Raw genomic sequence first — 14,886 nt, forward strand, 5'->3', positions numbered from 1 at the left:
CGGTGACTTTCCACAAAACATCAGCTCTGTTTATCGCTTATCTCACACCCACACTTCTATACTGAGATTTTGGAACCGCTTTGACCGCACCTCACTACCTTCACGAAAGAAGACTATGAGTTACACACCCCGCTGGCGCCGTTTCATCTCGGTAACAGCCCTCGTTTCAGCTACCTTTGTGGGTACCTCCACTCTGGCAACCGTACCCACCGCTTTTGCCGCAGAAACTCTTACTATCGCAGAGATTCAAGGAACCGGCGAAACAAGCCCCGTCGCATCCAAAGAAGTAACAACCACCGGCATTGTTACCGCGGTCTACGCAACGGGCGGTCTCAACGGCTACTTCATTCAGACTGAAGGTTCAGCATCACTGGATTTCACTCCCGGCGCGTCTGACGGCGTATTCATTTATTCTCCCGATACTGCCTCATCTGTAACCCACGGCGATTTAGTGACCGTCACCGGCACCGTCTCGGAATACAAGGGGCAAACGCAAATTTCTGTGAAAAACGGTGGGCTCACCATTCTCAGCGGTGGTCACAGCCTACCGGCTATCACCGGGGTACTCCCCGAGGACGCGAGCGCCCGCGAAGCCCTTGAGGGCATGCTGGTACAGCCTACCGGGTCTATTACTGTCACCGATAATTACGGCGCTAACCGCTACGGTTCTTTCTCTTTAGTAAACGGTGAGAAGCCCTTGCGCACGGCAACCGATGTGGTGGCTCCCGGCGCTGCTGCTATTGAGTACGAGGCAGCAAATAAGGCTAAGGCTTACGTTCTTGATGATGGTTCTACCGCGGATTACACCCGAGGTGGTTCCTCAACCCCTGTTCCCTACATTGGCACCGCGACCCCCTTGCGGGTGGGTGCGTCCGCCACTTTCGCCAAGCCCGTCATTATGAGTTTCAGCTTTGGCGCATGGACCTTGCAGCCCACTGCCCCGGTGAGCGGGAAAACCGCTGACAGTGACTTGCCGGTGAGCTGGACTAATACCCGTGAAGCTGCCCCCGATGCTGTGGGCGGGGAGTTAAGCATTTCTAGCTTCAACGTTCTCAACTACTTTTCAACCACCGGTGATGAGCTGACCGGTTGCAAGTACTACACTGACCGCGAGAAGAACCCGATTACTGTCTCGGGTGGTTGCGATGCCCGCGGTGCTGCAAACCAGGAGAACTTTGAGCGTCAGCAGGCAAAAATTGTAGCCGCAATCAATACCCTTGATGCTTCGGTAATTTCCCTAGAAGAAATCGAAAACTCAGCTGTTTTTGGCAAGGACCGTGATGAGGCGCTGAATACTTTGGTGGCAGCTCTCAACGCCGCTGCGGGTAGCGAGAAGTGGGCAGCAGTTGCTTCGCCTGAGAAGCTACCTTCATCTGAGGACGTCATCCGCACCGCTTTTATCTACCAGCCTACTGAGGCGACCCCGGTGGGTGAATCTGAAATTCTCACAGACACCGCAGCCTTTAACAATGCTCGCAAGCCTCTTGCTCAGGCTTTTAAGGCGTCAACTGCTGATGATAATGACGAGATTTTCGTTGCTATCGTCAATCATTTCAAGTCAAAGGGATCAGGTTCTGGCGTCAATGCTGACTCGGGTGACGGGCAGGGTGCTTCTAATGCCTCCCGCGTTGCTCAGGCAACCGATCTCGTGAAGTTCGCGGAGGCGCAAGAAGCCAAACACAAGACCCAGAACGTGGTACTGCTGGGGGATTTCAACGCCTATACGCAAGAAGATCCCATGCAGGTACTTTATAAGGCAGGCTACGTTAGCCTTGACACTACCTTTGATGCGGGGCATACCTACCTCTACGGTGGACGTACCGGCTCACTCGATCACGTCCTGGCATCCGGTGATTTCATTGATAACTTCACTGACGCCGATGTCTGGAACATCAACTCGGTAGAATCTATCGGTTTGGAATACTCACGTTTCAACAACAACGTCACCAACCTTTACGCCCCTAATGCTTACCGTTCCTCTGATCACGACCCGCTGATTGCTGGTTTCAACCTCTCTAAAGAAAACCCTGCACCGCTAGTTTTCACCGACGTTGTTGAGGGCGATCAGTTCTACACCGAGATTATGTGGCTGGCTCAGCGTGGCATCACCGCCGGCTGGGCAGACGGCACCTTCCGCCCTGTTATGGGTGTAGACCGCGCTACGATGGCGGCGTTCTTCTACCGTCTGGCGGGTTCACCGAAGTTTGATGCACCAGCAACCCCCAGCTTCAGTGATGTGCCTGTAGATCACCAGTTCTACACAGAGATTGAGTGGTTCTACGCTCAGGGCATTACTACCGGTTGGGGCGAAGGTACCTTCCGCCCGGACGCTCCCGTGAACCGTAACTCCATGGCGGCTTTCTTCTACCGCTACACGGGCAGCCCCCTCTACGTTGCGCCGGTGAACTCATCGTTCGTTGACCTACCCGAGCGCGCACCCTTCTACAAGGAAATTTCATGGTTGCGTGCGCAGGGCATTACTACCGGCTGGGCAGACGGCACTTACCGCCCCTACCAGCCTATTGAACGCGCCGCGATGGCAGCTTTTATCTACCGCTACAGTGACAACGTACTCAACGAGTTCTAAAACGAGATGTGTTCTCAGTGGCTTAGTTTAAGTTGCTGAAGGATGCAGAGATAAGTAAAGACTGCTTCCCCGATCCCTCAACCATCTGGTTCAGCTCGGGGAGCAGTCTTTTTCTCTCTGTACCCACCAAAACTAAGTAGTTTCGGTTAAGATTACCTTCTTTAGGTGGAGGCTTCCTCTGCGCGGGCTGGCTGTGCCAGCCGTTTGTGCTGGCGGTGCTCACGCGCCGGTTTGTGGAGTCCATGCCGGGTGCCCCGGTCTTTCATACGTGCACCGGCGGTTTCATCTCAGATTCGAATCTGCGGCGCATATAGCGGCAAGCCGCTGTGAGAAGGTTTGAGGGCGTGAAATTCTCGGACTACTGTAAGGCGGTGGCGACGTTTATTGAAAGGGCTGAGGGTATGGACGCGGTAGGTAAGGCGCTGGGACACTCGTCACCTGAAATTACGCGCCGGTACTATGTGCAGCGTGAAGCTGTGGTTGATTTTCGTCAGGTTTTGGGAGTGGTTGCGCCGTAGGTTTGTTTTGAAAGTGGCGGGTAAATGGCGGGTGCGGTCTTTTTTGGGTACTAAAAAAAGCCCCTCCCGACTAGGTGTTTATCCTAGTGGGATGGGCTTTATTTGTCGGGTTGACAGGATTTGAACCTGCGACCCCTTGACCCCCAGTCAAGTGCGCTACCAAGCTGCGCCACAACCCGATTGTGTTTCTCCCAGTGAGCTAACCCCTGAGCACTCATACCACTATACTCACCTTAAAACAGCTTCGCAAATCAAAATTCGCTTTTTTGAGGTTTTTAGGCGCGTTCTGCATCACATTTACTCTGGTTTAGGGTTGACGCCCCTCCAGAGCCCTGCATCTCTGCCTATGCAGAGACAGTAAAAAGCCCGCGTCCGCACCTGTACCAATCGGTCGGACGCGGGCTTTCACCTCACACGGTAGCTACCGCAGCAAGCCACTAGCGAGATGAGCGCTTACCACCAGATTTACCGGACTGGCGCTCCCCCAGTGAGCGGCGTTCACGCACGCGCATGGTGACTTCAATCGGAGTACCGGTGAAGTCGAAAGTCTCGCGCAAACGGCGGGTGATGAAACGGCGGTACCCCGGATCCAAGAACCCGGTGGTGAACAGAACAAACTTGGGCGGACGCGATGACACCTGGGTACCAAAGAGAATACGGGGCTGCTTACCACCGCGGACGGGGTGCGGGTGGGCAGCAACAATCTCACCCAAGAAGGCATTCAGACGACCGGTGGGAATACGTGAATCCCATGACTCCAGGGAGTGTTCCAGAGCCGGTACCAGCTTATCTTTGTGCCAACCGGTCTTCGCAGAGATGTTGACGCGCGGTGCCCACGCTACGTGCGCCAGGTCGCGGTCGATTTCACGTTCCAGTAGTTCACGGCGATCCTCATCGAGGGTGTCCCACTTGTTATAAGCAAGCACCATCGCACGACCCGAATCAATTGCCATCTGAATGATGCGAACGTCCTGCTCAGAAATCGGCTCAGAAACATCGAGCAGCACCACAGCTACCTCGGCGCGCTCAATAGCGGTCTGGGTACGCAAGGACGCATAGAAGTCAGCGCCCTTTGCCATATGCACGCGGCGGCGGATACCCGCGGTATCCACAAAACGCCAGGGGCGATCACCCAAGTGAACGATTTCGTCCACGGGGTCACGGGTGGTACCCGCCAGATCGTTAACAACGGCACGTTCTTCGCCGGCAATCTTGTTCAGTAGTGATGACTTACCGACGTTGGGGCGACCGATGAGAGCAACACGACGGGGGCCGCCGCGCACCTCGGGGTCAGCGAACTGGGAGTGCTCCGGCAGAACTTTGAGCATCGCGTCCAACATGTCAGCAAGACCGCGACCGTGCAAACCTGATACGGGGAAAGGCTCACCCATACCCAGTGACCACAGGCTCGCGATTTCGGGCTCTTGGTGACCATCGTCGATCTTGTTAGCGATCAGGATGATGGGCTTGTCTTCGCGGCGCAGCATACGCACGATTGCCTCATCAGTTGCGGTAATACCGACCATGGCATCGACAACCAGCAGTACCACGTCAGCGCCAGCCACAGCGATTTCAGCCTGAGTTGCGACCTGAGCGTCGATGCCCTTTGCATCAGCCTCCCAGCCACCGGTATCAACCAGGGTGAAGTCTTTGCCAGAGTGCTCTGCCTTGTAGGAGACGCGGTCGCGGGTAACACCCGGCTTGTCTTCAACCACAGCTTCACGGCGACCCAAAATACGGTTAATGATGGTTGATTTACCGACGTTGGGGCGACCCACAATAGCCACTACGGGGTTAGCGAGGTCATCGTCCTCTTCTTCAGCGCCAAAGCCCCAGCTCTTGAGCAGCAAGCGGTCTTCTTCATCAAGCTCATAATCTTCCAGACCAGCACGCAGGGCCTCTGCTCGCTGGTTGGCGGTTTCTTCATCAATTTCGGCTAGACGCTCGGTAACATCGTCATCGCCGCCACCAAGAAACTTATCTTCGTAGTTATCGGTACTCATTTTTCTAAGTGCCTTCTTTCTAACTGTGTTTTTGTAAAAACGCGGAGGTCTTTATCTAAGTGAGTGTGAGGTACGGACGCAGTTCTTTAGGCGCCGCGTGCCTCTTCGACCGCTGCGATCACCGCTGCAATGGTCTCTTCAAAATTCAAATCTGAGGAGTCGATAAGGGTCACTCCGGGTGCTGCCTCGGTGAAGTTATTGACCTTAGAATCCTTAGCGTCGCGGGCTGATACCTGCGCCGAGAGCTGCTGGGTGCTCTGAGTGCCGCCCAACTGCAGTCCGCGGCGAGCCAACCGAACCTCTTCTGAGGCGGTAAGCAGAATACGCGCATCCGCATCGGGTGCCACTACGGTAGTGATGTCGCGCCCCTCAGCCACCATACGGTAGCCGGAGTTCTTCATGGCATCGCGCTGCATACGAATCAAAATATCGCGTACTGCTCGCTTGGATGCCACCGCCGATACATTCTCTGAAATAACAGGCTCGCGAATGGCATCGACAACATCTACACCGTCTACCTCGATAATCTCAGCATCGGGAGTAGTGCCCTGCGATAGGGGAAAGTTCTGTGCCGCTTCGGCAACTGCTGCCTCATCTTCAAGGTCTACCTTTTGAGCGAGGCAGTACCAGGTGAGGGCGCGGTACATAGCACCGGTATCAAGGTAGGCAAGGTTGTAGTGCTGTGCCACAGCTTTAGCCACTGATGATTTACCAGAGCCCGAGGGGCCGTCCATCGCAATGACCAGGCGATTGCCGTAAGCGCTCATGTGTTATTCCTCGTATCGTTGTGTTCTTTACCCTTAGTTTATAGGGTTTTAGTGTCGGCGGTAGGCAAGCTATCAGCCGTAGATTCAAGCGAACCCTCGGTGCGCGTTACCTATTAGCGCACAACTTTCCAGCCGCGCTCGATGAGATCCTCAACGAGCTTTTCGTGTTCGTTAGGGTTGAACGAAAGCTCCGCTAGACCCACCGGCTGACCGGGTGAGTGTTCGAGCCTGAGATCTTCAAGGTTCACACCAAGTTCGCCGATTTCAGCAAGTAGGCGAGCGATCTGACCGGGGGTATCGTCCACCAGCACCGTCATCTGAGCAAAAGCCGCTGGAGCACTGCCATGTTTACCGGGAATGCGTTTGACACCGTTATTACCCTCGCTCATCAGCTGTGCAAGATTCAAACGAGCGCCCGCTGCCGTTGGTGCTTCAAGGGTGCTGATGAGACGTTCAAGATCTTTGCGTACCCCGTAAAGGGTCTCAACGATTGGCTGGGCGTTAGCTGCAAGAATTTGTACCCACAAACCCGGGTCGCTGCCGGCAATACGCACCGTATCGCGCAGCCCCTGCCCTGCCAACCCGAGGGCGTACAGGGGGGTATCTTGCAAACGCGATGCGAGTAAAGAGCTCATCACCTGCGGCACGTGACTAATCAATGCCACCGTTTGATCGTGTTCGTAGACATCAAGGTGGGTGACCGTCGCACCCAACCCAACGGCGAGATTGACAGCTTTTTTCACCGCGTCAGGACGCACCTGCTCATGCGAGCAAATAACCCACGGCATCGAGGTAAACAGCTCACCGCGGGCGGCAACGGGCCCTGACTTTTCGCGTCCTGCCATCGGGTGAGTACCCACGTAGCGGCTGGCATCAGCAGAGGAAGCCAGCACAGCCTCTAAGATGGGAGCCTTCACCGAAGCAATATCAACCACCAAAGCACCGGGGTAAACATTGAGCGCGTCAATGACGATTTCAGCGGTGATATCAGGCGGAGTTGCCACGACCACCAGAGCAGGCTCTGACACCGGCAGGTTGTTCAAGGATGCATCACGTACTGAAGTGCCTGCACCAATATCTTGGGCAACCGCTTCAGTGGTGGGCGAAGTATCTTGAACATAAACCTCCACCCCAAGGGCACGCAGGGCAATGCCAATGGAGCTTCCCAGCAACCCCGCACCAATAATGCGTACGGGACCTTCAATGGTTGAAAAGCCTTCGTTCATTACATTCCTACAGAGGCGAGTAGCTCACCAATTTCGACCTTGGAAAGGTTGCGAATAGTGCCCTGCTTCTGTGAGCCCAAACGTACCGGGCCCATCTGCACACGGACGAGCTTCTCGACGGGGTGACCCACAGCTTCAAACAGGCGGCGAACAATGCGGTTTTTGCCCGAGTGAATAGTCACCTCAATAAGAATATGACCGGGGGTTGAGTCAATAAGCTTGAAGGAGTCTACTCGTGAAACGCCGTCCTCAAGGCGGATGCCCTTCTTCATCGCCGCGCCGATGCCCTGTTCCATGGGCCCGGGAACCTGCACCAGATAGGTCTTGGGCACTTCATAAGAAGGGTGAGTGAGGCGGTTAGCCAGTTCGCCGTCGTTGGTTAGCAACAGCAGACCTTCGGTTTCAACGTCGAGACGGCCCACGTGGAAGACGCGCTGTGACATTGATTTGCGCAAGAAATTCGAAATATCGGGGCGGCCATCGGGATCTCCCATGGAAGAGACAACGCCGGTGGGCTTGTTCAGAACCATGTAGATCAGTTTGTCGTTAGTCTGAATACGCATGCCATCAACGTGAACCTCTACCTTATCGGCATCGACGCGGACGCCCAGCTCAGTCACAGTTTCACCGTTGACGGTGACGCGACCTTCTTCAATCATCTGCTCACACACGCGGCGTGAAGCAACACCTGCCTGCGCCATCAGCTTCTGCAAGCGCACACCATCGTGATCGTAAAACTCGTAGTGGTCAACCGGCGCATTCTTCGGACGACGCGGGCGATGGGGACCTGCGTAGTTATCGTTGCGCTGGTGTTTGTAATTGGGGCGGTACTCGCCGCGCTCTGAAGCGAACGCCGGACCCGAGCGGAAACCGCGTGAAGCCCCGCTCTTACCGGCGCCACCCTTAGCACCGGGCTTACCACCCTTAGAGCCAAAAGCTTTGCCCGCACCGGGCTTACCGGATTTACCGGGTTTGCCAGGCTTACCGCCACCGAAACCGGTGCCGCTTGAGCCGAAGCCAGCGCCACCGCGCGCGCCGCCTTTACCGCGTCCGCCCGCACCGGGCTTACCGCCGCGGAACTCGTTATTCTTGCCAAAACCACGACCAGCGCCACCGCGTCCGTGATTACCTGAACCGCTACCTGAACGTCCTTGTGCCATGAGAAATAATGTCCTTTATCTTCTAGAATGTGCTGTCATTATCAGCGCAGTAATTTTTCAAAATTGAGAGTGAATAAAAAATTATTTAGGAGCTTGCCACTTCAAGATCGGTCAAATCTGGCAGTAGCGGAGCTAACGGGGGCAGCTGCTCAAGGCTCTCGAACCCTAGCCGTTCAAGCAACGCACCAGTGGTGATGTACTGGCTTGCACCGCTACCCTCTTCGGGTACTGTTTCTTCGATGAAGCCGCGCTGTTTGAGAATCCGAAAAGCAGCATCGACGCTGGTTCCTCGCACCTGCGCCACATAGGCGCGCGTTACCGGCTGCTGATAGGCAATCACTGCCAACGTTTCAAGCTGGGCGCGGGTAAGTTTTTTCGCTTGGGAACCGGTCACAAACCGGGCAACCCAGGGTGAAAAGTCAGCGCGAGCGAACAAACGCCAGCCGCCATTGATGCGTCGCAGCTCAAACCCACGAGGTTCACAGGCGATGCCGCGGACATCTGTTCCCCCGTTGTAATCGATGTAAAGCTCATCGAGGGCTGTCTCTACAGCTCGTTCGCTAACCAAGAGCGCCGCAGCGAATTCCCGCGTGCTCACCGGAGTGGATGCAACCGCCAAAATCGCTTCAACTGCACTTTTCACACCGCCGGGCACCATCTCAACCTTCGCAGTCATATCTGCTGAGGCAGCATGTACGCTTTCTTGATGACGGGCGGATGCGTAAGCATCAGCCTGGTCAGGAGCTGCCCAAGGATTCTCGGGGGCTTCATCTACCACCGGTTCATCAGGTGTCTCTGAAACCCGCGAATGCTCATCAGCTTCTGCCTCTTGCTGAGAGGCAACCTCTGCCGTAGCATCATCGCCATCAGGTGCCCAGTACCCGAGATTCACCAAAGACTCATCATCACGGTTAAATTCTTGACCGGGATAAATACTCATCCTCGAACCTCCTCTACAGCGTCTTGGGGCATCGGCGCCCTGCGTACCAGAATCTCACCCAGCGGTTTATCTTGATCCAGCTCAACCACACGATTGCGGTAGAGCTCAAGCAGAGCAAGAAAACGCACCACTGCGATCTCTAATTCTGAGGACTCTTTCGCGAGTTCTTCAAACGGCAGACTCTGTTGGTTTTCTAAAGCTCGCACGATATTTTCTTCTTCACGAGCAATAGTGGTCAGAGGCTCCCGCAGATGCTCAGTGTCAACTACGGGCTGAGATTCAGCAAGTTCCGCTAAAGGATCATGCGAGGCTAGCGCTCGATGGGCAACGGACGCAAACTCCTGGGGTGTTATATCGAAAACAAGCTCAGGCAAAGCGCGAGCAAAACGTTCTTCTAACACCACATCACGAGCAAAACGCTCAGCTTCAGCACCCATACGCTGATCCAAAATATCGGCAACTTCTTTATACGCGCGATACTGAAGCAGACGAGCAAACAGCAAATCTCGAGCTTCTAAAGCAGCAAATTCGCTGGCAGTTTCAGGTTCTTTAGAAGGCAACAAACGCGCTACCTTGATATCAAGCAAGGTAGCAGCAGTAACAGTAAACTGGCTAGCTATATCAAGAGCTTGAGTACTAACGGTGGTGTAGAGAGGCTGAATAAAAGTCAGAAATTCATCAGTCACCTGCGATAGAGCAACATCAGTAACATCAAGTTTACGACGTGAGATAAGGTGCAACAAAAGATCAAAAGGACCCTCAAAATTGCCCAAGTGTAAGGTGAATTCCACACCCGATTCACCGGTTGCCTGCGGTGCCATCACGGCAGCGTCTAAATGTGCGCTCATGCGTAGTACGCGCGTCCTTCTATCTTCAAAATCTCACGACTTGCTGTATATGATTGTGCCCTGCAAAGTTTTCTTTTTCAAGGCATGGGGTTCATTAGCTGCGCCACGTACCCCGCGTACGCTCTCACACAGCGTGGAAAAAGAACGTTTTCACGGCATCCTAGCCCAGCAGTTTCGATTCCCAGCACCACTTGCACATGCCAGCGTCAAAAAATAAGCCTTGCTATATTCTACACAAACGTGTACAGTTGAGACTTCGTTCAAGGCATGCACTTAGCACGGCGCCATGATTCGAACCGTAAACACTTACCACTTTGTATCTACCGCTACCTGCACGGTTTATCAGCAGGTCACCAGCCTCTTGCAAAACACGATAAAAGTTCGTGTTTTTCTGGCAACCGAGTATCCAAACATTCCTTTCGCATTAACCGCGGTTTTCATTGGTGCTCATATGCGCTCGCTACTGTGAACAGTACGAGCTTCACTTGATACACGCACTGCGTAGTGCGTATCTATACATACCCCCGAGAACCTCATCGACGAAGCGTGCCTCGGGAAAATATTTGAGGAGACTTATTTTGACTACTACCACTTTTGAAACTTTAGAACACAGCGTTCAGGCGAACACCGCTAACCTGCGGCAACTGGTTAACCACGCTGAAAACATGATTCGCACCGCTGTGCCCATGCTCGATAACGTATGCGATGCTGATGCCGATTTCGCTCAGCGTGTGCTCGATGTTGAAACGTCCATGGTGTTGCGTGCCCTTGAAACCGGCAAGATCACCCTGATCGAAAACGAACGCGCTCAGTTACGTCAGAACATCTACGTGCGTCCTGCTATCTCGCAGTTCTCACCCGCTGAATTTACTCTCAGCTTCGAGAACTCACTCTCGGCACGTAGCGCCATCTAAAACAAGCACTTTTCGGCTCTCAAAGAGCAAAAACCAGCGGGGCAATCTTCTGTGTGAAGATTGCCCCGCTGGTTTTAGTGGACTGCTTGATACCTAGAAGTTAGGGCGCTCCACCACGAGAAATCAGCTCACGCGCCAACTGGCGGTAAGCCTCAGCGCCGGGATGGTTTGAAGCGTAAGAAAGAATAGGCTCAGCAGAAACAGAGGCATCGGGGAACTTCACGGTTCGCTTGATAACTGTGTCAAACACCTTATCGCCGAAAGCATCGATAATGCGCGCCAGCACCTCTTTAGAGTGCAGGGTGCGTGAATCAAACATCGTCGCCAGAACACCATCAATCTGCAGCTTGGGGTTGAGGCGGTCTTGTACCTTTTCAATGGAGTCAACCAACAGAGCCACTGCGCGCAGAGCAAAGAACTCACAAATCAAGGGGATAATAACGCCGTGGCTAGCGGTGAGCGCGTTGACGGTCAGCAGACCCAAAGAAGGCTGGCAGTCAATGAGAATAACATCGTATTCGCTCTCTACCTTGCGTAGAGCCGATGCCAGTACCTGCTCGCGAGCCACTTCATTCACGAGCTGAACTTCAGCAGCTGAGAGGTCAATATTGGCAGGTAACAGGTCAATATTCGGGGTTTCAGTAGGCTGAATGACCTCGTGAATATCAACTTTGCGGTCCATCATCACGTTGTAGACCGTCAAATCAAGTTCATGAGGGTTGGCACCAAAACCAGCTGAAAGAGCGCCCTGCGGGTCAAAATCTACCAGCAGCACCTTTCGTCCTGCCTCTGCCAGTGCCGCACCCAAGTTAATGGTGGAGGTCGTCTTACCGACGCCGCCTTTTTGGTTCACCATAGAGATGATGCGCGCAGGACCGTGCGACTGCAACGGAGCGGGATCAGGGTAAACACGCACAGGGCGACCGGTGGGACCTAGCTCTTCAGCGCTCACACTATCAGTCACAATTTTCACCTTCATTTTCAGATCGGGCAGTAATCACTGAATACCAGTTTATATGCACAAAGACTAATAGTGAGAACGTGAAGGCTCCCAGCACAAAAAGCGCCAGAACGTTTTGCGTTGAGAGCCCTCACAACCACTGCGCCAAAAAGGCTTATCGCGAGCGCATGGTCGCAAGCAGTCCCTCCAGCACAGAAGAATCTTCGATGGTCGAGGGTATCTTGTAATCGAGTCCGTCTGCCATTTCGCGCATGGTTTTGCGTAGAATCTTCCCCGAACGTGTTTTGGGTAGAGCCTCAACGATGCAGACTTCCTTGAAATCTGCGACGGCGCCCAGTTCGTGGCGCACCTTGGCAATGAGCTCCCGGGTGAGGGTCTCTGCATCAATGCTCGCCCCTGTTTTCAGTACCACGTACCCGCTAGGACGTTGCCCCTTGAGGGAATCGGCAACACCAATCACAGCGCATTCAGCGATAGCAGGATGCGACGCGAGGATTTGCTCCATCTGACCAGTTGATAAACGGTGCCCCGAAACATTGATTACGTCGTCGGTTCTACCCATCACGTAAACGTAACCGTCATCGTCAATATAGCCTGAGTCTCCCGTTGCGTAGTAACCGTCGAATGTCTCCAAGTAAGAAGAACGGTAGCGTTCATCGTTCCTCCATAAAGTGGGCAGGGTACCCGGCGGCAGAGGTAGCTTCAGGGCGAGATTGCCTTCTTCATTGCTTCCCACTGGTTCACCCAAAGGATCAAGTACCTGCAGGTTATAGCCGGGCACCGCAACAGAGGGAGATCCCGCTTTGACGTCCATGGGTTCAAGACCGCGAAGATTAGCGCAAATTGCCCAACCAGTCTCGGTCTGCCACCAGTGATCAATCACGGGCTTGTTGAGCTTTTCGTGAGCCCAATGATAGGTTTCGGGATCCAGACGTTCGCCTGCAACAAAGAGTGTTTCTAAAGTATCAAGGTCGTACTTCTTGAGCAGCTCAGCCTCAGGATCAGCCTTACGAATAGCGCGCAAAGCGGTGGGAGCGGTGAAGAGAGCCTTGACCCCGGCTTCCTGAGCAACCCTCCAAAAAGCACCTGCGTCCGGAGTACCCACGGGTTTACCTTCATACATCACAGAGGTAACCCCCGCTAACAGAGGCCCGTACACAATATAGGAGTGACCCACTACCCAGCCAATGTCAGAGGCTGTCCACATCACGTCCCCGGCATCGAGGTTGTAAATGTTCTTCATCGACCAGTGCAGGGCAACGGCGTGGCCACCGTTATCACGAACAACGCCTTTGGGTGTCCCTGTAGTACCTGAGGTGTACAGAATGTAAAGCGGATCAGTGGCCTTAACAGTGACAGGCTCTACCGCAGATGCGTTCTGTATTTCCTGTTCCCATGAAAGCCACGCGGTTCCGTTTGTTTGAGCGCGGGCGTTCTCAATCGTATATTCAAAACCTGCGCGCTCGTAAACCACCACGGTAGAGGGTTTTACGCTGCTACTTTCAATCGCGCTTTGCACTGCGGGAATATACTCGATTGAGCGCTTGGGCTCAAGACCACCCGATGTGGTTACCACTACCTTCGGTTGGCAGTCGTCAATGCGCACCGCCAGCTCATTAGGGGCAAAGCCACCAAAAACAACAGAATGCACCGCGCCCAATCGCGCCACTGCCAGCATGGCGGTGTACGCCTGAGGAATCATGGGCATGTAAATCAGTACCCGATCACCTTTTTCAACCCCTTGGGCACGCAGTACACCTGCAAAACGTGAAACCTGATCCAGAAGTTCTGCGTAGGTAATTTCCTGGCGCAGCTTCTGCATTGCGGAGTCATAAATAATTGCGGTCTGCTCACCACGACCATTCAGCACGTGCCTATCGACCGCATTGAAACACGTGTTGAGTTCTCCGTCGGGGAACCAACGGTACAGCGGTGCAGTACTCTCATCCAGAGCCTGCTTGGGTTCTTTCACCCAGCTAATTCCCTGGGCAGCTTCCAACCAAAATTCCTCGGGTTGTGCAATGCTACGCTCATGCTCCTGAGCGTACCGTGTAGCGACCATCTTCAATCTCCTTTGAACGAAGGTAGGGGGTGAAACCAAAAGTAGTGCTACAGGTCACCATACGCAAGAGTTTTGTATACAATTTTTCTAAAAATACCGAAAATTACAGTTAGAAGTGCCTAACCGCACCAATTTTTCAATTTTTTGTATACAAAAGCGATAGATGTGGTTACAGTAGTCACAGTTAGTCTCACATCTATAGTTTTGGCAAGGAGGTGCTATGAACGCCAGCGAAAAAGCGTATACAACCCTCAAAGAAGACATACTCAGCACAGCTCTCGAACCAGGCACTGTGATTGGAGAGGTTGAACAATCTGAGCGCCTTGGCGTCTCACGCACTCCCCTCCGCGCAGCACTAGAACGTCTCAAAGCAGAAGGACTCGTTGTTTCTGGTGAAACCAGAGGAAACGTAGTTGCCCCCGTCTCTTGGGAAAAAGTCGACCAGCTCTACGAGTTACGGTCAGCTTTAGACCCCTTAGCGGCATCACTGGCTGCCCTACGAGGCGATTCATCCCACTTCATGGATCTTCACGAGAGGTTCCTGCTGGCCGCGCAGACAGTGGGTTCAGATTCAACAGACCTCACCTCCTACTACACACTTGTCGAAGAGTTAGATCGCTCCATCGACGAAGCAGCCAACAACGACTATCTCACCCAAGCACAAGCGTCCTTACGGGTTCAGCTCATCAGAGTCCGCAAACTTTCCAAAACAAATAGAGAAAGACTCGAACAAGCAGCCCACGAACACGCTTTGATTGCCAGAAGCATTGCCCATAAAGATTCACAGCTTGCCCAAGCAATCACAACAGTTCACCTCAAAAATTCACTCGAAAACATTAAACAAACGATTGCACCTCACCGTTGAGTCAGAGCAATCAAATACTAAGAAAGAGGCACGCC

The 14,886-nt window shown here is 53.6% G+C and carries 12 protein-coding genes and 1 tRNA gene; 4 read left to right on the top strand and 9 right to left on the bottom strand.

Annotated features, from left to right (window positions below):
• Positions 1 to 115: 115 nt before the first annotated feature.
• On the top strand, positions 116 to 2,587 hold the full coding sequence (locus JR346_RS06865) for an ExeM/NucH family extracellular endonuclease (RefSeq protein WP_240333904.1): 2,472 nt from the start codon (positions 116 to 118) through the stop codon (positions 2,585 to 2,587).
• A gap of 344 nt (positions 2,588 to 2,931) precedes the next feature.
• Complete coding sequence (locus tag JR346_RS06875) at positions 2,932 to 3,105, top strand: hypothetical protein (protein WP_205482055.1); 174 nt, start codon at positions 2,932 to 2,934, stop codon at positions 3,103 to 3,105.
• Positions 3,106 to 3,210: 105 nt separating this feature from the next.
• Here the strand turns inward: JR346_RS06875 and JR346_RS06880 are convergent.
• From JR346_RS06880 to JR346_RS06910, 7 genes are all read right to left on the bottom strand, one after another.
• Positions 3,211 to 3,284: transfer RNA gene (locus tag JR346_RS06880), tRNA-Pro, on the bottom strand.
• A 258-nt stretch (positions 3,285 to 3,542) separates the two neighbouring features.
• Positions 3,543 to 5,108 (bottom strand): ribosome biogenesis GTPase Der, encoded by a 1,566-nt coding sequence (gene der / locus JR346_RS06885; RefSeq protein WP_205482056.1) that lies wholly within the window; start codon positions 5,106 to 5,108, stop codon positions 3,543 to 3,545.
• An 86-nt stretch (positions 5,109 to 5,194) separates the two neighbouring features.
• Positions 5,195 to 5,875, bottom strand: coding sequence for a (d)CMP kinase (gene cmk / locus JR346_RS06890; protein ID WP_204876465.1), 681 nt, complete (start codon positions 5,873 to 5,875; stop codon positions 5,195 to 5,197).
• Between the two features lie 113 nt (positions 5,876 to 5,988).
• Positions 5,989 to 7,101, bottom strand: coding sequence for a prephenate dehydrogenase (locus tag JR346_RS06895; protein ID WP_205482057.1), 1,113 nt, complete (start codon positions 7,099 to 7,101; stop codon positions 5,989 to 5,991).
• Positions 7,101 to 8,261 carry a pseudouridine synthase gene (locus tag JR346_RS06900; RefSeq protein ID WP_205482058.1) on the bottom strand — a complete coding sequence of 387 codons (1,161 nt, stop codon included), beginning with the start codon at positions 8,259 to 8,261 and terminating at the stop codon, positions 7,101 to 7,103. Before JR346_RS06900 ends, JR346_RS06895 begins: the two co-directional genes overlap by 1 nt.
• Before the next feature lie 85 nt (positions 8,262 to 8,346).
• Positions 8,347 to 9,201, bottom strand: a complete 855-nt coding sequence (locus tag JR346_RS06905) for an SMC-Scp complex subunit ScpB (RefSeq protein WP_205482059.1) — start codon at positions 9,199 to 9,201, stop codon at positions 8,347 to 8,349.
• The gene (locus JR346_RS06910) at positions 9,198 to 10,049 is read right to left on the bottom strand and encodes a ScpA family protein (RefSeq protein ID WP_204876469.1); all 852 of its coding nucleotides are present in this window, start codon (positions 10,047 to 10,049) and stop codon (positions 9,198 to 9,200) included. The genes JR346_RS06905 and JR346_RS06910 overlap by 4 nt, the downstream gene beginning before the upstream one ends.
• A 578-nt stretch (positions 10,050 to 10,627) precedes the next feature.
• On the opposite strand from JR346_RS06910, the gene JR346_RS06915 reads away from it, so the two are divergent.
• The gene (locus tag JR346_RS06915; RefSeq protein ID WP_204876470.1) at positions 10,628 to 10,963 is read left to right on the top strand and encodes a Gp19/Gp15/Gp42 family protein; all 336 of its coding nucleotides are present in this window, start codon (positions 10,628 to 10,630) and stop codon (positions 10,961 to 10,963) included.
• Positions 10,964 to 11,063: 100 nt separating this feature from the next.
• Here JR346_RS06915 and JR346_RS06920 read toward each other — a convergent pair whose 3' ends face one another.
• Both JR346_RS06920 and JR346_RS06925 read right to left on the bottom strand, forming a co-directional pair.
• Complete coding sequence (locus JR346_RS06920; protein ID WP_204876471.1) at positions 11,064 to 11,942, bottom strand: ParA family protein; 879 nt, start codon at positions 11,940 to 11,942, stop codon at positions 11,064 to 11,066.
• 136 nt (positions 11,943 to 12,078) lie between these two features.
• Positions 12,079 to 13,986: a propionyl-CoA synthetase gene (locus JR346_RS06925; protein ID WP_205482060.1), complete on the bottom strand. Its 1,908-nt coding sequence runs from the start codon at positions 13,984 to 13,986 to the stop codon at positions 12,079 to 12,081.
• 220 nt (positions 13,987 to 14,206) lie between these two features.
• Between JR346_RS06925 and JR346_RS06930 the strand changes: the two genes are divergently transcribed.
• Positions 14,207 to 14,851, top strand: coding sequence for a GntR family transcriptional regulator (locus JR346_RS06930; RefSeq protein ID WP_204876475.1), 645 nt, complete (start codon positions 14,207 to 14,209; stop codon positions 14,849 to 14,851).
• Positions 14,852 to 14,886: the final 35 nt, after the last annotated feature.

This window comes from Rothia sp. ZJ932, assembly GCF_016924835.1.
Taxonomy (GTDB): domain Bacteria; phylum Actinomycetota; class Actinomycetes; order Actinomycetales; family Micrococcaceae; genus Rothia.